Origin of the sequence: Caballeronia zhejiangensis (genome assembly GCF_022879815.1) — a bacterium.
Classification (GTDB): Bacteria; Pseudomonadota; Gammaproteobacteria; order Burkholderiales; family Burkholderiaceae; genus Caballeronia; species Caballeronia zhejiangensis.
This window is the reverse complement of sequence record NZ_CP084283.1, coordinates 2,893,616-2,915,053: the sequence shown is the minus strand read 5'-3', so window position 1 is coordinate 2,915,053 and position 21,438 is coordinate 2,893,616. Positions and strand designations below refer to the sequence as shown.

The 21,438-nt window shown below is 63.3% G+C and carries 19 protein-coding genes; 15 read left to right on the top strand and 4 right to left on the bottom strand.

Annotated features, from left to right (window positions below):
• The first annotated feature begins 7 nt into the window (after positions 1-7).
• From mnmC to LDZ23_RS13950, 7 genes are all read left to right on the top strand, one after another.
• A complete protein-coding gene (gene mnmC / locus LDZ23_RS13980) occupies positions 8-1,819 on the top strand; it encodes a bifunctional tRNA (5-methylaminomethyl-2-thiouridine)(34)-methyltransferase MnmC2/FAD-dependent 5-carboxymethylaminomethyl-2-thiouridine(34) oxidoreductase MnmC1 (protein ID WP_008352410.1) in 1,812 nt (603 codons plus the stop codon).
• Between the two features lie 802 nt (positions 1,820-2,621).
• The gene (locus LDZ23_RS13975; protein WP_008352411.1) at positions 2,622-3,824 is read left to right on the top strand and encodes a cation:proton antiporter; all 1,203 of its coding nucleotides are present in this window, start codon (positions 2,622-2,624) and stop codon (positions 3,822-3,824) included.
• 40 nt (positions 3,825-3,864) lie between these two features.
• On the top strand, positions 3,865-4,977 hold the full coding sequence (locus LDZ23_RS13970; RefSeq protein WP_008352412.1) for a YbdK family carboxylate-amine ligase: 1,113 nt from the start codon (positions 3,865-3,867) through the stop codon (positions 4,975-4,977).
• A 734-nt stretch (positions 4,978-5,711) separates the two neighbouring features.
• Positions 5,712-6,356: a MarR family winged helix-turn-helix transcriptional regulator gene (locus LDZ23_RS13965; protein WP_008352413.1), complete on the top strand. Its 645-nt coding sequence runs from the start codon at positions 5,712-5,714 to the stop codon at positions 6,354-6,356.
• A gap of 153 nt (positions 6,357-6,509) precedes the next feature.
• Positions 6,510-7,232: a glutamine amidotransferase gene (locus tag LDZ23_RS13960; protein WP_008352414.1), complete on the top strand. Its 723-nt coding sequence runs from the start codon at positions 6,510-6,512 to the stop codon at positions 7,230-7,232.
• A gap of 91 nt (positions 7,233-7,323) precedes the next feature.
• On the top strand, positions 7,324-8,436 hold the full coding sequence (locus tag LDZ23_RS13955; protein WP_008352415.1) for an NADH:flavin oxidoreductase/NADH oxidase: 1,113 nt from the start codon (positions 7,324-7,326) through the stop codon (positions 8,434-8,436).
• Positions 8,437-8,564: 128 nt separating this feature from the next.
• On the top strand, positions 8,565-9,086 hold the full coding sequence (locus LDZ23_RS13950; protein WP_075583516.1) for an SET domain-containing protein: 522 nt from the start codon (positions 8,565-8,567) through the stop codon (positions 9,084-9,086).
• Between the two features lie 50 nt (positions 9,087-9,136).
• On the opposite strand, the gene LDZ23_RS13945 is transcribed toward LDZ23_RS13950, so the two are convergent.
• Positions 9,137-10,591: a sensor histidine kinase gene (locus LDZ23_RS13945; protein WP_033536470.1), complete on the bottom strand. Its 1,455-nt coding sequence runs from the start codon at positions 10,589-10,591 to the stop codon at positions 9,137-9,139.
• An 80-nt stretch (positions 10,592-10,671) separates the two neighbouring features.
• Complete coding sequence (locus tag LDZ23_RS13940) at positions 10,672-11,358, bottom strand: response regulator transcription factor (RefSeq protein WP_008352418.1); 687 nt, start codon at positions 11,356-11,358, stop codon at positions 10,672-10,674.
• A gap of 178 nt (positions 11,359-11,536) precedes the next feature.
• On the opposite strand from LDZ23_RS13940, the gene LDZ23_RS13935 reads away from it, so the two are divergent.
• Together LDZ23_RS13935 and LDZ23_RS13930 are read left to right on the top strand one after the other, a co-directional pair.
• The gene (locus tag LDZ23_RS13935; protein ID WP_008352420.1) at positions 11,537-11,767 is read left to right on the top strand and encodes a DUF3717 domain-containing protein; all 231 of its coding nucleotides are present in this window, start codon (positions 11,537-11,539) and stop codon (positions 11,765-11,767) included.
• Positions 11,768-12,016: 249 nt separating this feature from the next.
• Positions 12,017-12,523: an Lrp/AsnC family transcriptional regulator gene (locus LDZ23_RS13930; protein ID WP_008352422.1), complete on the top strand. Its 507-nt coding sequence runs from the start codon at positions 12,017-12,019 to the stop codon at positions 12,521-12,523.
• On the opposite strand, the gene LDZ23_RS13925 is transcribed toward LDZ23_RS13930, so the two are convergent.
• Together LDZ23_RS13925 and LDZ23_RS13920 are read right to left on the bottom strand one after the other, a co-directional pair.
• Entirely contained in the window at positions 12,478-13,011 is a 534-nt protein-coding gene (locus LDZ23_RS13925) for a class IV adenylate cyclase (RefSeq protein WP_008352423.1), read from the bottom strand. The genes LDZ23_RS13930 and LDZ23_RS13925 overlap by 46 nt on opposite strands.
• Before the next feature lie 106 nt (positions 13,012-13,117).
• Positions 13,118-14,020: a LysR family transcriptional regulator gene (locus LDZ23_RS13920; RefSeq protein ID WP_008352425.1), complete on the bottom strand. Its 903-nt coding sequence runs from the start codon at positions 14,018-14,020 to the stop codon at positions 13,118-13,120.
• 131 nt (positions 14,021-14,151) lie between these two features.
• On the opposite strand from LDZ23_RS13920, the gene LDZ23_RS13915 reads away from it, so the two are divergent.
• From LDZ23_RS13915 to LDZ23_RS13890, 6 genes are all read left to right on the top strand, one after another.
• Positions 14,152-15,828: a GMC family oxidoreductase gene (locus LDZ23_RS13915; RefSeq protein WP_008352427.1), complete on the top strand. Its 1,677-nt coding sequence runs from the start codon at positions 14,152-14,154 to the stop codon at positions 15,826-15,828.
• A 348-nt stretch (positions 15,829-16,176) separates the two neighbouring features.
• Complete coding sequence (locus tag LDZ23_RS13910) at positions 16,177-16,956, top strand: ABC transporter ATP-binding protein (RefSeq protein ID WP_008352429.1); 780 nt, start codon at positions 16,177-16,179, stop codon at positions 16,954-16,956.
• On the top strand, positions 16,953-17,714 hold the full coding sequence (locus LDZ23_RS13905; RefSeq protein ID WP_008352430.1) for an ABC transporter ATP-binding protein: 762 nt from the start codon (positions 16,953-16,955) through the stop codon (positions 17,712-17,714). Before LDZ23_RS13910 ends, LDZ23_RS13905 begins: the two co-directional genes overlap by 4 nt.
• 78 nt (positions 17,715-17,792) lie before the next feature.
• Entirely contained in the window at positions 17,793-19,013 is a 1,221-nt protein-coding gene (locus LDZ23_RS13900; RefSeq protein ID WP_008352431.1) for an ABC transporter substrate-binding protein, read from the top strand.
• A 96-nt stretch (positions 19,014-19,109) separates the two neighbouring features.
• The gene (locus tag LDZ23_RS13895) at positions 19,110-19,994 is read left to right on the top strand and encodes a branched-chain amino acid ABC transporter permease (protein WP_008352432.1); all 885 of its coding nucleotides are present in this window, start codon (positions 19,110-19,112) and stop codon (positions 19,992-19,994) included.
• A complete protein-coding gene (locus LDZ23_RS13890; RefSeq protein WP_008352433.1) occupies positions 19,994-20,965 on the top strand; it encodes a branched-chain amino acid ABC transporter permease in 972 nt (323 codons plus the stop codon). Before LDZ23_RS13895 ends, LDZ23_RS13890 begins: the two co-directional genes overlap by 1 nt.
• Positions 20,966-21,438: the final 473 nt, after the last annotated feature.

The following is a 21,438-nucleotide window of genomic DNA, read 5'->3' as shown; positions in this document are numbered from 1 at the left end:
CTTTCGCATGACCGAATCCCTGCTTTTCGCGCCGCACGATCTGCCCGTGCGCTGGCGGCATGAACGCATCTTCACTTTCGTCGATACGACGTTCAGCGCCTTCCTTCCGCTCTGGCAACGCTGGCGCGACGACGAAGCGCGTTGCGAGCGGCTGCATGTCGTCGCTATCGCGCAGCCGAATGCGCTGAACGAACCGCCTTCGGCCGACGATCCATCGCCGCTCGCCGCCGAACTCGCGCGCGCCTGGCCGGTGCGCGTGCCGGGCGTGCATCGCCTCGAGTTCGATGATGGGCGCGTCGTGCTGACGCTCGCCATCGGCGATGACGTCCACGAGATGCTCGCGAAACTCTGGCTGCGCGCCGACGCGTTTCATCTCGATGCGCCGGACGATCCGCGCAAGCTGTGCAAGACGCTCGCGCGCTTTGCCGGCGACGGCGCGACGGTTTGCGCGAACGCCTCTCCGGCGCATCGTCCGACGTTGCGGCGCGCGCTGGCATCGTCGGGTTTCGACTGCTCGCCCGACGCAACGGATGCGCCGCTCGTTGCGCGCTTCGCACCGCGCTGGCGTGTGCGTCGTCATGAACCGCCGCTGCCTTGCGACGCGGGCGCGCGCGAAGCCATCGTCATCGGCGCGGGGCTCGCGGGCTGCGCGGTGAGTTCGCGGCTCGCCGCGCGCGGCTGGCACATCACGCTGGTCGATCGTCATGCGGTCTCCGCGCGCGATGCATCGGGCAATCCGGCGGGCGTGTTTCATCCGATCGTCTGGCGCGACGACAGCGTCGCCGCACGCCTCACGCGCGCGGCATTTCTCTACGCGTTACGCCGATGGCGCGCGCTGGAAGACGCGAATCACGAGTTGCATCGCAGCGGCGCGGGTCTGCTTCAGATCGCCGATACGGCCGACGACGCCGATGCGCTCGCCGCCGCCATCGCGCGATTCGCGTATCCATCCGACTACGTGCAGGCTATGACGCGCGCGGATGCATCGCGCATCGCGGGCGTTGATGTCGCGCGCGGCGGCTGGTTCTTTCCACGCGGCGGTGCGATCTCGCCCGCGGCCGTGTGCGCGGCGCAAATCGATGACGCTTCGGCGCGGATCACAGCGCGCATGAATACCGAAGTGACGCGCATCGAACACGATGGCCGCATCTGGCGCGCGTTCGACGCGAGCGGCGGTGAGATCGCGAGCGCGCCGGTCATCGTGCTTGCGAACGCGCACGATGCGGCGCGGCTCGCTGGCCTGTACGGCGAACCGACGCGCAGCGTGCGCGGCCAACTCACCGTGCTCGATAGCTGCGCGCTCGATCCTCTGCGCATGCCGGTGATCGGCGAAGGCTACGCGGTGCCGCTCGGCGCGGGCGGCACGCTCGTCGGCGCGACGTATGACATCGACGATCCCGATCGCGCGATCCGCGAGGCCGGACATCGGGAGAACATCGGGCGCGTGGCGGGCATGTTGCCGGACCTCGCGCTGATGCCGGGCACAGTACGCGCGGGTCGCGTCGCGTTTCGCTGCGTGACGAGCGACCGCATGCCGATGATCGGCCAGCTCGCCGACGAACACGCCGCGCGCCGCGATGCGCGTGAACTGTCGGGCGCGTGGCCGCTCGATCTGCCGCGCATCCCGGGTCTCTATGGCGCGTTTGCGTTCGGCTCGCGCGGACTCGTCTGGGCGACGCTCGCGGCCGAGCTGATCGCTTCGCTCGTCGAAGGTGAACCCTGGCCCATCGAGCGCGAACTGGCCGAAGCCATCGATCCAGCCCGCTTTTTGCTAAAGGCGTTGAGGCACGGCGAGATATCCCCGGCAAGTTGTGGATAAGCCGTCGAATTGCGTGTGAAAGTCGTGTGAACGCGTTGTGCACGTAAACGGGACAACTGAGGCGTCCGGTTTACGCGGCCAAAAGTTGTTCCGCGTTCACCGCGCGGCGCCAACATGTTTACGGCCCGCTTCTGCTTTCTCCAAATGATTGAATAAAAAGACAAAACCCATGTTATCCACAGAAAAGGCGTTGCTTTGTTAACCACTACTACGTTTATATACAGTAAACCTGTAAACACCTGACGGCGAGTTCATCGGCCGGCCGTAAACGTGGAAGTCCGATCGCCGGGCAAGCCGGTAGCCGGTCAGGTTTGCCATTCGCGTCGAGCCTGGCAGTCGCTTTTACTTCATAAGAATCATGAGCTTGGACTTTCTGCCGGGCGACGCGAGGTATGGCACAATCGCGCTTCTTCCTGCGTTGCGCCCTCTCCAAGATGGCGTCCGCTTCAATGGAACGATGGTTGCGAGCCAAGAATCTGATCAACGAAGCCGCAACCGTCGTTTGCTGCGTTCGGCCCGGCATCCGAGCGGGCGCCGCATGCGCCACTCATGTCACACGGATCGGAGATGTCCGGTGCGACATTGAGGGCATGCAAGGCGTCTCGTGGTCAGCCGGACGCGTCGTCTAATTCGTGCACGGTTCCGCCGTGACGCCGTGTTCGTTCGCATTTCGATTCGCCTGAATGAACCAACGCTCGCGTAGCCGGGCGGATGCGCCTCGTCCGCGAGCGCGCGCCGCCGATGCGAGTCACGCAACGGAACGTGCACGCTCTGCTGCAGCACCGAAGGAGAATCCCATACGATGAATTCGGCATTTTCATTTTTGCCCGCCTGGCCGCTCGAACCCGACGCGATTCTCTGGGCCGGCCTCGCGCTCGTCACGGCGGGCCTCGCCGGCGAGTTGCTGTGGCGCGCGTGGCGCTTGCCGCGCATCACCGGTTTCGCGGTGATCGGGCTGATTGCCGGCAACGCGGGCCTCGGCGTCATCGACGCGAGCGCGGGCGGACTGTCGCGGCCGCTGCTCGATGTCGCGCTCGGGCTCTTGCTCTTCGAACTGGGCGGACGGCTCGACTTGCGCTGGATTCGCCGCAATCCGTATCTGATTCTGTCGAGCATCGCCGAATCGACGCTCACGTTCGGCCTCGTGCTGATCGCGCTGACGCTCCTCAACGTGCCGACGATGCCTTCGGTCGTGATCGCATCCATCGCGATGGCCACGTCGCCCGCGATGGTCATCCAGTTGAAGACCGAATTGCGCGCGGAAGGCCAGGTCACGCAGCGCCTCCTGACGCTGACGGCGCTGAACAGCATGTACGCGGTGGTCGTCGAGAAGCTCGCGGCCGGCGTGCTGCATCAGGAAATCTACGGCAATGCGTTTGCGACGATCCTGCAGCCGCTTTATCTGCTGATCGGTTCGCTCGTGCTCGCGTTCCTGCTCGCGCGCGCGTGCAACATGCTCGTGCGGCGCCTGCCCGCGAACGACGAGCATTCGTTCGTCGCGCTCTTCGGGCTCGTGCTGCTGGCGATCGCGATCGCGCACATCTTCAAGCTGTCGACGATTCTCGCGCTGCTCGCCGCGGGCATCATCGTGAAGAACGCCGATGAACGCCCGCAACTGTGGCCGTCGCATTTCGGTTCCGCCGGATGGCTGCTCACCGTGATCCTGTTCGCGCTGACGCTGACATCGTTTCACTGGCGCGACATCGCGCTCGGCGGCGTTGCGGCGGTCGGGCTGATCGTTGCGCGTTTCGTCGGCAAGCTGGTCGGCGTGCTGATTTTCGCGAAACCGAGCGGCCTCAACTGGAAGCAGGGCGCGGCGCTCGGCGTCGCGCTCACGCCGATGTCCGCGCTCGCGTATCTGCTCGTCGACGACATGTACGTGCTCTATCCGGACTACGACCCGACGTTGCGCGCGATCGTCATGTGCTCGATCGTCGTGTTGCAGATCGTCTCGCCTTTCGTCGTGTACCGTAGCCTGTCGGCGGTGGGCGAGCGGCGCGAGTAAGCGCCCGTACTCTTCAAGCATTGTTCATTCAAGAGGCGCCATGGCACTCGAACCTTTCATCAACTCCGAACCGTTCACGTTCGGCGTCGAGCTGGAGATCCAGGTCGTCAACACGCATGACTACGATCTGACGCGCGCCGCGTCGGACCTCATGCGTCTCATCAAGGACGAAAAGATTCCGGGCAACATCACGCCCGAAATAACCGAAAGCATGATCGAGCTGTCGACCGGCATCTGCACGACGCACGAGCAGGCCGTGACCGATCTGCGCAAGATCCGCGACGTGCTCGTCGCCGCGGCGGACCAGCTGAACGTCGGGCTTGCGGGCGGCGGCACGCATGCGTTCCAGCAATGGAGCGATCGCCAGATCTATGACGCGCCGCGCTTTCAGTACATTTCCGAGCTGTACGGATACCTTGCCAAACAGTTCACGGTGTTCGGGCAGCACGTACATATCGGCTGTCCCGATCCGAACAGCGCGCTCTTCCTGCTGCATGCGATGTCGCGCTACATCCCGCATTTCATCGCGCTTTCGGCGTCGTCGCCTTACATTCAGGGCGTCGATACGGGCTTTCACTCGGCGCGTCTGAACTCGGTATTCGCTTTTCCGCTGTCGGGACGCGCGCCCTTCGTGCTGACCTGGGACGGCTTCGAGGAATATTTCTCGAAGATGGTCAACACGGGCGTCGTCAATAGCATGAAGGACTTCTACTGGGACATCCGGCCGAAGCCCGGCTTCGGCACGATCGAAGTGCGCGTGATGGACACGCCGCTGTCCGTCGACCGTGCCGCGGCGATCGCCTGCTACATCCAGACGCTCTCGCGCTATCTGCTGCTGGACAAGCCGCTGACGCCGCGGGAGGACGACTATCTGGTCTACACGTTCAACCGCTTCGAGGCGTGCCGCTTCGGGCTGGAAGGCACCTGCATCCATCCGCAGACGGGCGAGCGGCAGACCATCGGCGAGGACATTCTGGCAACGCTCGACGTGCTCGCGCCGCACGCCGAAGCGCTCGGCTCGCAGGCCGCGCTGGCGGAAGTCGCGGACATCGCGCGCGGCGTGAACGACGCGACGTGGCTGCGCGGCGTGGTCGACAAGGAGAAGTCGCTGCACGAGGCAGTCAGACAGCAATGTCTGCAATGGCGTCGATAACGCAGCGCTTACGCTTACGCTGATGCAATTCAGCGAATCATGACGAAAGGCCGCTTCGAACTATTCCGAAGCGGCCTTTGTTTTTGAGCCGAATGAAACATGTGCTTGACGAGCAACGGGAATAACGCGCTCACGGCAACGTTTGAAAAAGAACCGATTCGACGTCGCTAAGGTTTACTTCGAAGAATCCGTATACATCCGTAATAGTAGTTAACAAGGCCTGCGCGTCGCTGTGGAAAACGTCAAAAAGAGGTTCAGAGTCAACGTGCTAGCGCGATGATAACCATGTGGATCATGCGCTCGTCGCGATACGAAATTCTGGACAACCGAAGGGCGTGCGACGCGCCGGCAGTGTTATCAAGAATACGTCCACAAACAAAGAAGACGTTTTTCCACGGGTTATCCACAGTTCTGCGTGGATAATTAAGGTGTACGTTTGTTCTAGGTCGCTTAGAATGGCGACTTTGCTGGCGTAGCGTTATAGTCGGCAGGAAAACAGCGCCACGAGCAGGACCATAAGAAGGCGCAAAACGAAGAGGGTTGCAATGTCCCCAATCAGGCACCGCTAATTGGCTTGGCACGCCTGAATTTTGAGACGGCGGGGACCGAGAACGAAGTGCAGTTCGCAAGGGGTTCGGAGTACTCTTCTGCGGACGGCGTTTCGGACGAGGTGTTCGCGGCGGTCGGCGCGAACGTGCCGTCAAACACATAAGCGGAACAACAAGCGAAAGACTATGAGTGAAGGCGTTTACGGAGAGCAGGCGACGGGGCGGGTGACCCACGGCCTGCTGAGGCTGAGCACCGCGATGCGCAGCCAGGCATGGGAATGGGCGGAAGGCGCGGGGCTGACGCCGACCCAGGGTGAAATTCTCGTTCTGCTGATGCAGCGCAAGGGGCCGATGCGCCTCGGCGAGATCGCGCGTGAAACGGCGTTGACCGCCGCCACGACGAGCGATGCGGTGAGCACGCTCGAAGGCAAGGGTCTCGTCGAAAAGCGCCGCGCGCTCGACGATGGCCGCGCGCTCGCGGTTCGTCTGACCGCGCGTGGCCGCACGGCCGCGAAGAAGGCGCTGCAATGGCCGGACTTCCTCGCGAAGGCGGTCGGCACGCTGCGCGAGGACGAGCAGGTTGCGTTCTACCGCACGCTGCTCAAGACCATCCGTCAGCTCGAATCGCAACAGCAGATTCCGGCGCACCGCATGTGTCTGTCCTGCTCGCACTTCGAAGCGAGCAAGAATCCGAAGAAGACGCCGCATCACTGCTCGCTTCTTCAGATCGACATGGCGGACACCGATCTGCGTCTCGACTGTTCGGTATACGAAGAAGCCGACGTTGCCACGCAGAAGAAAAGCTGGAAGGTCTTCGCCCAGGTCGCCTGATCCGGGCGGACGGCGTACAAGCCATTGGGCGTCATCCGGCGCTGTGGGGCCGCGGCGAGTCGGTTAGACTGTGCCCGTCGCGCCTCACCGCGAGGCGCGGCTCGTCACAACTTCGTTCCGGGCCACACGCGCTCGACCTACGGAAAGCCGCCGATGAAACATGAAGTCCTGGCGATTCGCCACGTCTATTTCGAAGATCTGGGCAGCCTCGAACTCGTGCTCGGCGATCGCGGCCTGCCGGTGCGGTATCTGGACGTCGGGCGCGGGCGCATCGATGCGCCCAATCCGCTCGATCCTTCCTTGCTCGTCGTTCTCGGCGGTCCGATCGGGGCTTTTGAAGACGCGCACTATCCGCATCTCGCGCCGCTGCTTTCGATGCTCGAAAAGCGCATCGCGGCGGGCTTGCCGACCATCGGCATCTGTCTCGGCTCGCAACTGATCGCGCGTGCGCTCGGCGCGCGGGTGTATCCGTCGGGGAAGCTGGAGCTCGGCTGGTCGCCGCTCACGCTGACCGACGCGGGACGCGCGTCCGCGCTGCGGCATCTCGAAGCCGAAGGCGCGTCCGTGCCCGTCTTTCACTGGCACGGCGATACCTTCGATCTCCCCGAGGACGCGACGCTGCTCGCATCGACAGATATGTGCGCGCATCAGGCGTTCACCTGGGGCGAGCACGTGCTCGCGCTGCAGTGTCATCCGGAAGTGCTCGTCGAGCGCTTCGAGAGCTGGCTCGTCGCCTATCCGGGCGATGTCGCGAAAAGTGGCACGACGGTCGCCGCGTTGCGCGAGGAAACCGCGCGTCACGGCGCGAAGCTCGAACGCGCCGCCCGCGCGATGTTCGGCGAGTGGCTCGATCGCTTCACCGTGGATGCGCGCTGAACGTGTGATGGTATGAGCCATCGGCGTTTCTGCGTGTCGTGAAGGGCGGTGCTATTCTCGATCGCTTCATTTCCATCGACGAGTCACCGCCATGAGCGCGTTGTTCACACCCACGACCCTACGCGGTCTCGAACTTCCGAACCGCATCTTCGTATCGCCGATGTGCCAGTACTCCGCCGAGCGCGGCGAGGCCACGGCATGGCACATGATCCATCTCGGCCAGCTCGCGTTGTCGGGCGCGGGCATGCTGTTCATCGAGGCGACGGCCGTCGAGCCGGACGGACGCATCACGGCGGGCGATCTCGGTCTCTGGGACGATGTCACCGAAGCCGCGCTGCGTCCCGTGCTCGCCGCCATCCGCCAGTATTCGAAGATCGCGGTGACGATGCAGTTGTCTCACGCGGGCCGCAAGGCATCGAGCCGCAAGCCGTGGGAAGGGGGAGCGCTGGTTTCCGTCGCCGATGGCGGGTGGATGACTTACGCGCCGTCGTCCGTTCCGCATAAGCCCGAAGAAACGCCGCCGCTCGCGCTCGACGCCGCCGGTCTCCTCCGCGTGAAGGAAGCGTTCGTCGCGTCGGCGAAGCGGGCTGCGCGCCTCGGCATCGACGGCATCGAAGTGCATTGCGCGCATGGTTATCTGCTGCATCAGTTTCTGTCGCCGATTGCCAATCAGCGCACCGACGAATACGGCGGCTCGCTCGAAAACCGCATGCGCTATCCGCTCGAAATCTTCGATGCCGTGCGCGCCGCGTTCCCGGCCGACAAACCCGTCGGCGTGCGCGTTTCGGCGACCGACTGGGTCGAAGGCGGTTGGAGCATCGAAGACACGATCGCGTTCGCAGCGGAGTTGAAGAAGCGCGGCGTCGACTGGGTCGATGTATCGTCGGGCGGCGTTTCGCCGTTGCAGAAGATTCCGTTGTCGTCGGGCTATCAGGTGCCGTTTGCGCAGGCCGTGAAGGAAGCGACGGGCGTGAACACTGTCGCCGTCGGACTGATTACGGAGGCGAAGGAAGCAGAAGAAATCGTGGCGAGCGGCAAGGCGGACTACGTCGCGATGGCGCGCGCGATGCTCTACGATCCGCGCTGGCCGTGGCACGCCGCCGCCGAGCTCGGCGCGACCGTCACGGCGCCGCCGCAGTACTGGCGCTCGCAGCCGCGCGACCAGAAGAACCTCTTTGGCGAGATCACAATCGGCCAGCGCTGAAACGTTGCGCGCATCGCCCGGACGGTTGAGCAGACGCGCGCCGGGAGTGTAGGATACCGGTGTGTTGGACGCGAGCGTTCAACGAGCGAACGCGGCGGCATCGAAGCCACCGCGTTTTTTTTGTCCCGATGTTCATCCCCGATCGCGCGGGAGCGAAGCGTTATTTAAGGATTCGTTCGATGAGTTCACGCAGGGTCACCGTTCGCCGCTCCGGTGTGCACGGTAAAGGCGTGTTTGCCGTGAAGCCGATCGCCGCCGGCGAGAAGGTGATGGAGTACAAGGGCGAGCGCATTTCGTGGAAGGAAGCGCTGCGCCGCCATCCGCACAATCCCGACGAGCCGAATCACACGTTCTACTTCGCACTCGACGATGGCCGCGTGATCGACGGCAAGATCGAAGGCAACAGCGCGAAGTACATCAATCATTCGTGCGCGCCGAATTGCGAGGCCGAGGAAGTCGAAGGGCGCGTGTTCATCCACGCGCTGCGCGACATCGAGGCGGATGAAGAGCTGAATTACGACTACGGTCTCGTCATCGACGGCCGCATCACCAAGAAGCTCAAGAAAGAATACGAATGCCGATGCGGCGCGAAGAAATGCCGCGGCACGATGCTCGCGCTGAAAGAAGAGAAGGCGAAAAAGAAGAAGTAAGCCGCGCTTAAGACCGGACAGAGCCACGGACCGAAACCCGTGGCTCTTTTTTATTCCGCCGCCGGTTTGTCTTCCTTCAGCGGCATGCGCACGATGAAGCGCGCGCCGCCTTCGGGCGCATCTTCGTAATGCACCGTGCCGCCGTGCAGCACCATGATGTCGTGAACGATCGCGAGTCCGAGGCCCGCGCCGCCTTCGACGTTTTGCCCGTCGCCGCGGAAAAAGCGCTTGAAGAGATCGCCTTGCTGATCCGGCGGCACGCCTGGTCCGTTGTCTTCCACGACGACTTCGCCGAAGCGCCGGCCGTTCGCGTCGCTCCATTCCGTGACCGACATCGTGATGCGCGCGCCTTCGATGCGAAACGGCGGAATGTACTTGAGCGCGTTGTCGATCAGATTCGCGAGCACCTCACGCGCGAGCACGACATTGCCGCGCACGATCAGCGGATGTTCGTTCTCGGGATCGTCGAGGCGCTGAAAACCGAGATCGACGTGTGCGGCGAGGGCGCGCGGCACCCATTCCGCGCCGGTATCGAACGCGAGCGCGGCCAGATCGAAATCGGAAAAGCGCGCCGCCTGTTCGCCCGGCTCGGCGCGCGCGAGCGAAAGCAATTGATTCGACAGCCGCACCGCGCGATCCGCCGATGCGCGCAATTCCTTCACCGCTTCGACGGCCTTCGCGGGATCGCGCGAACTGAGCGCCTGCTCGGCGTGCAGCTTGACCGCCGTCAGCGGCGTGCGCAGTTGATGCGCGGCATCGGCGATGAACTTGCGTTGCGCATCGAGCGCGCTTTGCAGGCGCACGAGCAGGCCGTTCATCGCGCTCGTGAGCGGGCGGATTTCGCTCGGCACGTAAGTCTCGTCGACAGGTTCGAGCGAGATGTGCGTCTGCTGATTGAGCGCGTCGGCGAGATCGGTGAGCGGGTTCAACTGCTGATTCACGACGCGCCACACGATCACCCATCCGGCGAGCAGCAGCAACAGCAGCGGCATCATGATCGCGATGAGAAATTCGACCGCGATCCGATATCGCGAACCCACGCGTTGCGCCACTTCGACGACGATCGGATTGCCCGTCGGCTGCGGCACGCGCACTTGCGCCGCGCGCACGGAGACGCCCTCGAAGTGCGTCTCGAAGACGTACGCGTAGTGAATGCGCCGCACGTTGGTGCCGGTGAGCGGCAGATCGGGTTCCCCGGCGATTTCCTCATCGCCCGTGCTGATGCGGTAGATGAGTTGCTCGACGGGGTCCGAGAACATCGCCTGCGCGAGCGGCGGCACGGTGACGGGCGCATCGACGCCGGCGAGCTGGATCTGCTTGGAGATGGCCGTCGCGAGATCCGCGAGCGAGCGGTCGACGACGTGCTGCGTGTATTGCCACGCGAGCCAGTAGGCCATGAGGCCGGACATCAGCGCGAGCAGGGACAGCGGCGCGGCGAGGCGGCGCAGGAGCGTGCGCCGCAGACTCGGCGGCGCCGGCGTCTCGGCGGCTTTCGACCGCGCCAGATCGAGCCAGTCTTCGCGGGCGAAACGCTGGTCGCCCGCGCGGCGAGTGGGAAATCGCAAGGCGTTTTACGGCAGAAGCGTTACGCCGCTTGCCGGATCTCCTGAAGCAGATAGCCGAAGCCGCGCACCGTCACGATTTCCACGCGCGTGTTCTCGAGTTTCTTGCGCACGCGATGCACATACACTTCGATGGCCGTATCGCCGAGATCGCCGCCGAAGTGCGTCAGATGATCCTGCAACTGCGCCTTGCTCACGACGCGGCCGTGACGCAGCAACAGCATTTCGAGCACGGCGAATTCGCGCGGCGAGAGTTCGAGCGGACGCTCGTCGTTGAAGATGCGGCGATCGACGCCCGACAGGCGCAAGCCGCCGAGCGACACTTCGGGGCGTGGCACGTCGCCGTGCGGGCCGCTGCGTCGCATCACCGCGCGGATACGCGCTTCGAGTTCCTGCGGCTCGAACGGCTTCAGCATGTAGTCGTCGGCGCCGCTGTTCAGGCCTTGCACGCGGTCGTGCAGTTCATCGCGCGCGGTGAGGATGATCACCGGCGTGTGACGATTGCCCTGGCGGAAACGCGAAAGCAGCGTCATGCCGTCGATGCCGGGCAGGCCGAGATCGAGAATGACGAGCTCGTGGCGGTTCTGCGCGAGCGCCTGTTCGGCGAAGATGCCGTCGTGCACCATGTCGACCGTGAAGCCGGATTGTTCGAGGCTGCTTTGAATGCCGCGCGCGATGGGGCGGTCGTCTTCGATCAGAAGGATTCGCATGGAGTCGCTCAAGTACAATGGGTTGAGCTCTAGCGGGCGGGGCGGTCGGCGGCATGGTCACATGCGCGGCGTGCGGCGCGGGCTCGAGCCGGTTCAAAACTCACATCTCATGCGGCGTGCGCGACCTGTTTTCCTGAAGCCGCGAGCGGCCGTACACCGAATGTATTTCTGCCCGGACATGGCTGTCATCCCGATCCACGAACTCGAAGCCGCGATCAACTACTGGCGCGGCCGCTCCCCGTCGAGCGGCGACGAACTCAGCCTCTGCAAGGAAGCGAGCGCGCTGTCCAGGCCCTATGCGCTGCTGATTGTACAGCGTCAATCCGGGCTGCCGCCCGAGCAACTGGACGACGAGGCTCGCGCCGCCTGGGAAGCTTACGAGCGCTTCAGGAATGGTAGTCGAGACTGAAAGGTAACTGACGATCGAGCTTTCTATTTGCTGTTCGAAGGCTTGCGTTTATGCCGAATTCGCGTCTTTCCGTATGAAATCCGGCCTTTCGCGGTGTCATGGTTGGTAACATGCGCGTTACCTTGTTTGCCGCTGCAAGGAATTCGTAAAACGCGCGCGAAACGGCCCCTTTGCGCAAAGGGTTTGTGAGGGCACCCGCTGCCATGCGATAAAGTCGCATTCATCACGGCTACCGCGCATATCCGCCTCATGCTCGAACTCGATCATTTCGACCTCGCCCTGCTCGACGTGCTTCAACGCTTCGGGCGCGCGACGCATCAGCAACTGGGCGAGCAGGTGCCGCTTTCGCCGTCGCAGATCGGGCGGCGCCTGCAGCGCCTCGAAGCGACGGGCGTGATCGAAGGATATCGGGTGGTGTTGCGGCCCGAAAAGCTCGGCCTGGGCGTGACGGCGTTCACGAGTTTGAAGCTGAAGCATCACGGCGATTCGATCATCGAGCAGTTTCAGCAGCAGATCGAAATGCTGCCCGAAGTGCTCGAATGTCACGCGACCGTCGGCGATGCGGATTACCTGCTGCGCATCGTCGCGCCCGATTTGAACGCGCTTTCAGGCTTCGTCATGAAGAAGCTGATGCGCGTACCGGGCGTCGACAGCGTGCGCTCGAACATCGTGCTGACGACGTTCAAGCGCAACGGTCCGCTGCCGCTTTCTCATCTCGCCGACGACGACGCCTCGGGACTGAGCAAATCGACGTAAGCGAGCGGCACCAGATCGGTCTGCGCCACGCCGAGACGCGCGAACATCGCGTGAGCTTCTTCTTCGCCGCCGGCTTCGTCGTCGTCCTGGCCGAGCACCACTTCCAGCTCGATGAAATCGCCGAGACCGTCCACGCGGTCCAGATGAATGCGCGTGCGCCCGACGAGAAACACATGCCGTTCCTTCGAGACAATGCCGCGCGTCGTCAGCGCCTGCGCGAGCAGCGCGTGCATCGCCTCGGGATTCGTCACCGGGCTGCGCGTGTAGTACGAGACTTTCGGGCCGTCGCGGTCGTCGCGCTGATAAAAGATCAGCTCGGATGGCGTGCCGTCGTCGAACTGGCGCAGCTTGAGGCGTCCGGTGGGCACGTCGTAGAAGAAGTCTTGCTGGCGGAAAACCAGCGGCGCGTCGGGGGCGAGCGCGGCCGCGCGTTCGCGCAGTGCGTCGAACTGATGCGCGCGCGCCTTGATTTCGATGTTGCGTGCCATGAAGACTCCTCGAACACGGTTGGATGTAAAAAAGCGAGCGCCCAGCCTAGCAGACGATCGATGAAGCGCGCTTGAAAGTCCTTGCCCGCGAAGTCGGGATTTGCCCTCAGACGGACCATTGCGCGTCGATCAACCGCAGCGCCGCCGCGATCGCCGGTTCATCGCGACGTTCCGCGAGCGCGACGAAGGACAACTGCGTCGGCACCGTGACGCCTTCGACGATCGTCAGCGCGTGTGCGTGCGCCTGCGCCAGCGCGATCGAATCGCGCGCGAGCGACAGACCGACGCCCGATTTCACGAGATCGAGCATCGACGGCTCCTGATCCACTTCCGCGACGACGAGCGGCATCGCGCCCGCCTCGCGGAAGAGGCGCGACAACAGCCGGTTATGCGCGGATTCCTGCGGCGTCCAGATCCACGGCAGCTTGGCGAGCGCGGCCCAGTTGCGCTTGCCCTTGTTGACGCGGTTGTGCCAGCCCGCCGGCGCAAGCACGCGATACAGAAATGGCGTCAGCCTGACGACGTGAAAGCGCTCGCCGTCGCGCGTGCCGTCGACGGCCGGATCGCCGATGTAATAGCCGACGTCCAGATCACGCGCCCTCACGCGCTCCAGCACCCAGCCCGACATGCCGTGCCGCAATGACGTCTCGATGCGCGGATGCGTCTCCACGAGCTGACGCAAAAATCCGCCGAGCCGCAGAAACTCGGGATCGAGAATCGTGCCGATGCGCAGCGTGCCGCTCACTTCGTGACGCAGCGCAGCAGCGGCGCGCTGCACGTCGGCGGCGGCTGCGAGCGCGCGTTCGGCGTGCGGCAGGAGCGCTTCGCCATCGCGCGTCAGCAAAAGTCCGTGCGACGTTCGCGAAAACAGGACGACGCCCAGCATCTCCTGCAGATTCTTGATCTGCAGGCTGACGGCCGGCTGCGTCAGATGCAGTTGCGCCGCCGCGCGCGTGAGGTTGCCTTCGCGTGCAACGGTGATGAAGGCGCGCAGAAGAATGTAGTCCATCGGCTGATATTAAAGCTTCTTATATCCCAGTTGAACATATCTGATTGGATTCGCAAGCGCATCCCGCAGTACGCTCGGTTGATCTGCAAGCCAAAGACGCCGCACAAGACGGCGCGCCACGGAGACAAGCGATGAAACAGAACGCGCGCAAGCTGGAAGGTGAATTCGACTACATCGTGGTCGGCGCGGGCACGGCCGGTTGCGTGCTCGCGAATCGCCTCACCGAGGATCCCGACGTGAACGTGCTGCTGCTCGAAGCGGGCGGCAAGGACGACTATCACTGGATTCATATTCCGGTCGGCTATCTGTATTGCATCGGCAATCCGCGCACGGACTGGCTTTACAAGACGCAGGCCGAACCGGGCCTGAACGGACGCGCGCTGTCGTATCCGCGCGGGCGCGTGCTCGGTGGATGCTCGTCGATCAACGGCATGATCTACATGCGCGGCCAGCGCGAGGACTACGACGACTGGGCGCATGTCAGCGGCGATCCGAACTGGTCGTGGGATTCCGTGCTGCCCATCTTCAAGCGCAGCGAGGATCATCACGGCGGCGGCAACCAATGGCACGGCGCGGGCGGGGAATGGCGCGTCGAGAAGCAGCGTCTGAAGTGGAAGATTCTCGAAACCTTCGCGAAGGCCGCGCAGCAGAGCGGCATTCCCGCGACCGATGACTTCAATCGCGGCGACAACACGGGCGTCGGTTATTTCGAAGTGAATCAGCGCGGCGGCATTCGCTGGAATGCGGCGAAGGCCTTTCTCCGTGAAGCGATGAAGCGTCCGAACCTCACGACGATCACCGGCGCGCACACGCAACGCCTCGTGTTCGAAGGCGCGCGCTGCGTCGGCGTGGAGTATCGCGGCGGCGATGTCGATTACATCGCGCGCGCGCGATGCGAAGTGATTCTCAGCGCGGGCGCGGTGAATTCGCCGCAGATTCTCGAACTCTCGGGCATCGGCAATGGCGCGCGTCTGCAGCGTCTCGGCATCGATGTCGTGAAGAGTCTGCGCGGCGTCGGCGAAAATCTGCAGGACCACTTGCAATTGCGCATGGCGTACAAGGTCAACGGCGTGCGCACGTTGAACACGTTGTCCGCGCATTGGTGGGGCAAGCTTTTCATCGGCATGCAATACGCGCTGTTGCGTAGCGGCCCGATGTCGATGGCGCCATCGCAGCTCGGCGCGTTCGCGAAGTCCAATCCCGACGATGCATCGATCAAGCGCCCCGACGTGCAGTATCACGTTCAGCCCTTGTCGCTCGAACGCTTCGGCGAACCGCTGCACGCGTTCAATGCGTTCACGGCATCCGTGTGCAATCTGCGGCCGACATCGCGCGGCAGCGTGCATATCGAATCGCCCGATGCCCATGCGGCGCCGCTGATCGCGCCGAATTATCTGTCGACGGACCGCGACCGCGAAGTCGCCGCGAATGCGTTGCGCCTCACGCGGCGCATCGCCGGCGCGCCCGCGCTCGCGCGTTATGCGCCGGAAGAGATCTTGCCCGGCATTCAGTTTCAGACGCAGGAAGAACTCGTCGAAGCGGCGGGCAAGGTCGGCACGACGATCTTTCATCCGGTCGGCACATGCCGCATGGGCACGGACAACGATCCGGGGGCGGTCGTCGACAGCCGCCTGCGCGTGATCGGCGTGCGCGGCCTGCGCGTCGTCGATGCATCGGTGATGCCGACGATCACATCGGGCAATACGAATTCGCCGACGCTGATGATCGCCGAGCGCGCGAGCGACATGATCCGCGAAGACCGGCGCAGCGTCGAAGCGCAGGAAGTGATCGCGACGGCGCTCGCGTGACGTGATGAATGACGTATGCATGACGCGCGCATGACGCTCGATCAGTCATCGCTTATTTGCGCCCTGCATAAGCATTCCCCATGCCCCCATAACGTGCATGCGGCGGGACTCCAAGCAAATCGTTAGTAAGTGCAAATCCCAATGATTGCGCTGCATCATTGGCGCGACAATGGCCCCGGAATTAGTGATGCTCGGCATGCCACGTGCACACTTTGTGCGGCCGCAACAGCGACGCGCGAAGCGAAGCAGTACCGGAATGGAGACAACGTTCGGGTGCGCGCGGAAAGAAAAAATAAGGCGCAGGCGAACAGAGTTTGCCCCAGCGTCTCACTTCGCATGGAAGGGGACATGATTCTCGGCGACACCATTCTTGAAACGCGAGGACTCACGAAGGAATTCAAAGGCTTCACGGCCGTGAATGGCGTGAACCTGCGCGTTCGCCGCGGTTCGATCCATGCGCTGATCGGACCGAACGGCGCAGGCAAGACAACCTGCTTCAACCTGCTCACCAAGTTCCTCGAACCCACTGCGGGCCAGATCGTTTTCAACGGCACGGACATCACGCGCGAGCGGCCGGCGCATATCGCGCGGCGCGGCATCATCCGCTCGTTTCAGATTTCCGCCGTGTTTCCGCATCTGACCGTGCTGCAGAACGTGCGTATCGGCTTGCAGCGGCAACTGGGTACGTCGTTTCATTTCTGGCGCAGCGAGCGTTCTCTCGACGCGCTAAACGACCGCGCGATGGATCTGCTCACGCAAGTCGGCCTCACCGATTTCGCCGATACCAAAACTGTCGAGCTTTCGTACGGCCGCAAGCGCGCGCTGGAGATCGCGACCACGCTGTCGATGGAGCCCGAACTCATGCTCCTCGACGAACCGACGCAAGGCATGGGCCACGAAGACGTCGACCGCGTGACGGCGCTCATCAAGAAAGTATCGGCGGGCCGCACCATCCTGATGGTCGAGCACAACATGAACGTCATCGCGGGCATCTCCGACACCATCACCGTGCTTCAGCGCGGCGAAGTGCTGGCCGAAGGCAGCTACGCGGAAGTGTCGAAGAATCCGCTCGTGATGGAAGCCTACATGGGCAGCGCCGATGCGGCGCTCACCGGAGCGCATGCATGAGTACGATCGTGGAGGAGCGCCGCTCGCGCGAGGCGAACGGCGCGGCGGGCAATGTGCCCGCGCTGGAAATCTCGGGATTGCAGGCGTGGTACGGGGAATCGCACATTCTGCATGGCGTGGACCTCAAGGTGAATCGCGGCGAAGTGGTCACGCTGCTCGGCCGCAACGGCGCGGGCCGCACGACGACGCTGCGCGCCATCATGGGCCTGACCGGGCGCAGGACGGGCTCGATTCGCGTCGCGGGACACGAAACCATCGGGCTCGCCACACACAAGATCGCGCATTACGGGGTCGGCTATTGTCCGGAGGAGCGCGGCATTTTTTCGAGCTTGTCGTGCGAGGAAAACCTGCTGTTGCCGCCGCTCATCGGCAAGCAGAAGGACGCGATGTCGCTCGACGAGATCTATTCGATGTTCCCGAACCTGAAAGAGCGCCGCGCGAGCCAGGGCACGCGTCTTTCGGGCGGCGAACAGCAGATGCTGGCCGTCGCGCGCATTCTGCGCACGGGCGCGAATCTGCTTCTGCTCGATGAAATCTCGGAAGGTCTCGCGCCGGTCATCGTGCAGACACTCGCGCGCATGATCCTCATGCTGAAGTCGCGCGGCTACACGATCGTCATGGTCGAACAGAATTTTCGTTTCGCGGCGCCGCTCGCGGACCGCTTTTACGTGATGGAGCACGGAAACATCGTCGAGCATTTCGGCGCGGGGGAACTCGAAGCGAAGATGCCGGTGCTGCACGAATTGCTCGGGGTGTAATCGATCCCGAACGCGGCACGCCGGAAAGAAGGGCAACACCAGTAACACCGCAACAAATCAAAACTCATGGAGACTGGAATGAAAAAGAAGACCCTCGCGCGCCTCTCTACTCTGTGCTTTGCGGCTGCGGCGGCGAGTGTGGCGGTGATGAGCACGAGCGCCAACGCCGCCGACGGCAACACCGTGAAGATCGGTTTCGTCACCGACATGTCGGGCCTCTACGCGGACATCGACGGCCAGGGCGGCCTCGAAGCCATTCGCATGGCGATCGCGGACTTCGGCGGCAAGGTGAACGGCAAGCCGATCGAACTCGTCTATGCGGATCACCAGAACAAGGCGGATATCGCGGCATCGCGCGCGCGTGAATGGATCGACCGCGACGGCGTGAACGCGATCATCGGCGGCACGAATTCGGCGACGGCGCTCTCGACCGCGCAAGTCGCGGCGGAGAAGAAGACGCCGTACATCAACATCGGCGCGGGCGCGGACAACCTGACCAACGAGCAATGCTCGCCGTACACGGTGCACTACGCGTACGACACGATGGCGCTCGCGAAAGGCACCGGTTCCGCGGTGACGAAGCAGGGCGGCAAGACGTGGTACTTCCTCACCGCCGACTATGCGTTCGGCAAGGCGCTCGAAAAGAATACGGCCGACGTCGTGAAGGCGAACGGCGGCCAGGTGCTCGGCGAAGTGCGTCATCCGCTGTCGGCGTCGGACTTCTCGTCGTTCCTGCTGCAGGCGCAGGGATCGAAGGCGCAGGTGCTCGGCCTCGCGAACGCGGGCGGCGACACGATCAACTCGATCAAGGCCGCGAAGGAATTCGGCATCACCAAGTCGATGAAGATCGCCGCGCTGCTCATCTTCATCAACGATATCCACAGCCTCGGGCTCGAAACGACGCAGGGTCTCGTCCTGACGGACAGCTGGTACTGGAACAAGGATGAGAACACGCGCAAATGGGCGCAGCGCTACTTCGGCAAGATGAAGAAGATGCCGTCGAGCCTGCAGGCAGCGGACTATTCCGCCGTGATGGCCTACCTGAACGCGGTGAAGGCGGCGGGCACGACCGACGGCGACAAGATCATGGCGCAGCTCAAGAAGACGAAGATCGACGACTTCTACGCGAAGGGCTACATCCGCGAAGACGGTTCGATGATTCACGACATGTATCTGATGGAAGTGAAGAAGCCGTCGGAATCGAAGGAGCCGTGGGACTACTACAAGATCACCGCGACGATTCCGGGCGATCAGGCGTTCGGCACGAAGGCGGAGTCGCGCTGCAAGCTCTGGAAGTAAGCGTTCGGCGGTGATTCAGCGCGTTCGCGAGGCGGGCGGCCAAGAGGGCCGCTCGGCCGCCGCAACCGCGTCAACACGTTTCTGACGGCAGGTTCAATGGAAATTTTCGGCATTCCACTCGCCGCGATGATGAGCCAGCTGCTGCTCGGGCTGGTGAACGGCTCGTTCTACGCGATCCTGAGCCTCGGGCTCGCGGTGATCTTCGGCTTGCTCAACGTCATCAACTTCGCGCACGGCGCGCTCTTCATGCTGGGCGCGATGCTCGCATGGATGGGCGCTTCCTACTTCAACGTCCCGTACTGGGCGATGCTCGTGCTCGCGCCCGTCATCGTCGGGCTGTTCGGCGTTTTCGTCGAGCGATCGATGCTGCGCTGGCTCTACAAGCTCGATCATCTCTACGGGCTGCTGCTCACGTTCGGCCTCACGCTCGTGATCGAAGGCGTGTTTCGCTCGATCTACGGTTCGTCGGGGCAGCCTTACGACGTGCCGTCGCTGCTGCAAGGCGCGACCAATCTCGGCTTCATGTTCCTGCCGAACTATCGCGCGTGGGTGGTCGTGGCGTCGCTCGTCGTGTGTTTCGCGACGTGGTTCGTGATCGAGAAGACGCGCGTCGGCGCTTATTTGCGCGCGGGCACGGAGAATCCGAAGCTCGTCGAGGCGTTCGGCGTCAACGTGCCGATGATGATCACGCTCACCTACGGCTTCGGCGTCGCGCTCGCGGCGTTCGCGGGCGTGCTTGCGGCGCCGGTGATTCAGGTGTCGCCGCTGATGGGCCAGTCGATGATCATCACGGTGTTCGCGGTGGTCGTGATCGGCGGCATGGGTTCGATCATGGGCTCGATCCTCACGGGTCTCTTGCTCGGCGTGATCGAAGGCTTGACGCGCGTGTTCTATCCGGAAGCGTCCGCGACGGTCGTCTTCGTCATCATGGCGATCGTGTTGATGATTCGCCCGGCAGGATTCTTCGGCAAGGAAAAATGATGCAGAGAAAAGCGCTCTACGGCCTGTTGCTGATCGGCCTGATCGTGGCGCCGTTCGTCGGCGTGTATCCGCTGTTCATGATGAAAGTGCTGTGCTTCGCGCTCTTCGCAGCCGCGTTCAATTTGCTGATCGGCTATACGGGGCTGCTGTCGTTCGGGCACGCGATGTTCCTCTCTTCCGCGGGCTACGTGGCCGGCTACGCGATCCAGACGCTCAACTTCACGCCGGAGCTCGGCGTGCTCGCGGGCACGGCGGCGGCGACGCTGCTCGGTCTCGTCGCCGGCCTGATCGCGATTCGGCGCCAGGGCATCTACTTCGCGATGGTCACGCTCGCGCTCGCGCAGATGGTGTACTTCGTCTTCCTCCAGGCGCCGTTCACGCATGGCGAAGACGGTCTGCAAGGCGTGCCGCGCGGCAAGCTGTTCAACGCGATCGATCTGGGCAACGACATCACGCTGTATTACGTCGTGCTCGTGGTGATGCTGCTCGCGTTCGCGCTGATCGTGCGCATCGTGCATTCGCCGTTCGGGCAAGTGCTGATCGCGATCAAGGAGAACGAGCCGCGCGCTATTTCGCTCGGCTACGACACGTCGCGCTACAAGCTGCTCGCGTTCGTGCTGTCGGCGGGGCTCGCGGGTTTCGCGGGCGCGACGAAGACGCTCGTGCTCGGCTTCGAAACCCTGGGCGACGCGCACTGGACGATGTCCGGCCTCGTCGTGCTGATGACCCTCGTCGGCGGCATGAGCACGATGTTCGGCCCGCTGCTCGGCGCGGCGATCATCGTCGCGCTGGAAGACCGGCTCGGCGATATCGGCAGCGGCATCGCGCGGCTCACGGGCGTAACGTGGTTCAACTCGCTGGGCGAATCGGTGACGATCGTGACGGGCGTCATCTTCATCGCGTGCGTGCTGGCGTTCCGTCGCGGAATTGTCGGGGAGATCGTTGCGCGGGTTCGGCCGCTGCAAGGCTGAAGCGATTTACTTTGAATTGCGAATTAATTGGGGCTTCGCGAGAAGCGCGCTGTATTGCAAGAAATACGCCCCGTTGAGGTGCTTTTGTGCACCACTAGGGTAAATGCTAGGTTGCCGGGCACTGTTGCGTTCTTTAACATGCGTCCTAGTTCTGTTGCACCCAGATTTTTGAGGTGGAGAACGAGGAGACATGAGGCACGAAGTGCCCGACCGAAAAGCGCTGTTGGATGAGTCCAACAGCGCTTTTTTATTTGCCCGTCGATAATACGAATTAATCCCTCGACGGATTTAAGGCGGGGTTTTCCCGAGGGTTTAGGGATGCGTGCGGCGTCGTCGGAAAAGCGCTGAAAAAACAACGTTCGAAGCCCGGGAAGACCCTTCAAAACGCTTGCTGCCCGGCGCTTTCGTCCGCTAAACTGCATTTCCCGACCCGTCGGTCGGCGATTCGAAGCGGCGCGAATCACGGACATATC

What these genes read in the sequence shown, in the direction of transcription:
- LDZ23_RS13935 (WP_008352420.1), top strand. Translation starts at nt 11,537, where the DNA reads ATGGCTGTCATCCCGATCCACGAACTCGAAGCCGCGATCAACTACTGG.
- LDZ23_RS13965 (WP_008352413.1), top strand. Translation starts at nt 5,712, where the DNA reads ATGAGTGAAGGCGTTTACGGAGAGCAGGCGACGGGGCGGGTGACCCAC.
- LDZ23_RS13950 (WP_075583516.1), top strand. Translation starts at nt 8,565, where the DNA reads ATGTTCATCCCCGATCGCGCGGGAGCGAAGCGTTATTTAAGGATTCGT.
- LDZ23_RS13890 (WP_008352433.1), top strand. Translation starts at nt 19,994, where the DNA reads ATGCAGAGAAAAGCGCTCTACGGCCTGTTGCTGATCGGCCTGATCGTG.
- mnmC (WP_008352410.1), top strand. Translation starts at nt 8, where the DNA reads ATGACCGAATCCCTGCTTTTCGCGCCGCACGATCTGCCCGTGCGCTGG.
- LDZ23_RS13910 (WP_008352429.1), top strand. Translation starts at nt 16,177, where the DNA reads ATGATTCTCGGCGACACCATTCTTGAAACGCGAGGACTCACGAAGGAA.
- LDZ23_RS13955 (WP_008352415.1), top strand. Translation starts at nt 7,324, where the DNA reads ATGAGCGCGTTGTTCACACCCACGACCCTACGCGGTCTCGAACTTCCG.
- LDZ23_RS13900 (WP_008352431.1), top strand. Translation starts at nt 17,793, where the DNA reads ATGAAAAAGAAGACCCTCGCGCGCCTCTCTACTCTGTGCTTTGCGGCT.
- LDZ23_RS13970 (WP_008352412.1), top strand. Translation starts at nt 3,865, where the DNA reads ATGGCACTCGAACCTTTCATCAACTCCGAACCGTTCACGTTCGGCGTC.
- LDZ23_RS13930 (WP_008352422.1), top strand. Translation starts at nt 12,017, where the DNA reads ATGCTCGAACTCGATCATTTCGACCTCGCCCTGCTCGACGTGCTTCAA.
- LDZ23_RS13920 (WP_008352425.1), bottom strand. Translation starts at nt 14,020, where the DNA reads ATGGACTACATTCTTCTGCGCGCCTTCATCACCGTTGCACGCGAAGGC.
- LDZ23_RS13915 (WP_008352427.1), top strand. Translation starts at nt 14,152, where the DNA reads ATGAAACAGAACGCGCGCAAGCTGGAAGGTGAATTCGACTACATCGTG.
- LDZ23_RS13960 (WP_008352414.1), top strand. Translation starts at nt 6,510, where the DNA reads ATGAAACATGAAGTCCTGGCGATTCGCCACGTCTATTTCGAAGATCTG.
- LDZ23_RS13975 (WP_008352411.1), top strand. Translation starts at nt 2,622, where the DNA reads ATGAATTCGGCATTTTCATTTTTGCCCGCCTGGCCGCTCGAACCCGAC.
- LDZ23_RS13925 (WP_008352423.1), bottom strand. Translation starts at nt 13,011, where the DNA reads ATGGCACGCAACATCGAAATCAAGGCGCGCGCGCATCAGTTCGACGCA.
- LDZ23_RS13895 (WP_008352432.1), top strand. Translation starts at nt 19,110, where the DNA reads ATGGAAATTTTCGGCATTCCACTCGCCGCGATGATGAGCCAGCTGCTG.
- LDZ23_RS13940 (WP_008352418.1), bottom strand. Translation starts at nt 11,358, where the DNA reads ATGCGAATCCTTCTGATCGAAGACGACCGCCCCATCGCGCGCGGCATT.
- LDZ23_RS13905 (WP_008352430.1), top strand. Translation starts at nt 16,953, where the DNA reads ATGAGTACGATCGTGGAGGAGCGCCGCTCGCGCGAGGCGAACGGCGCG.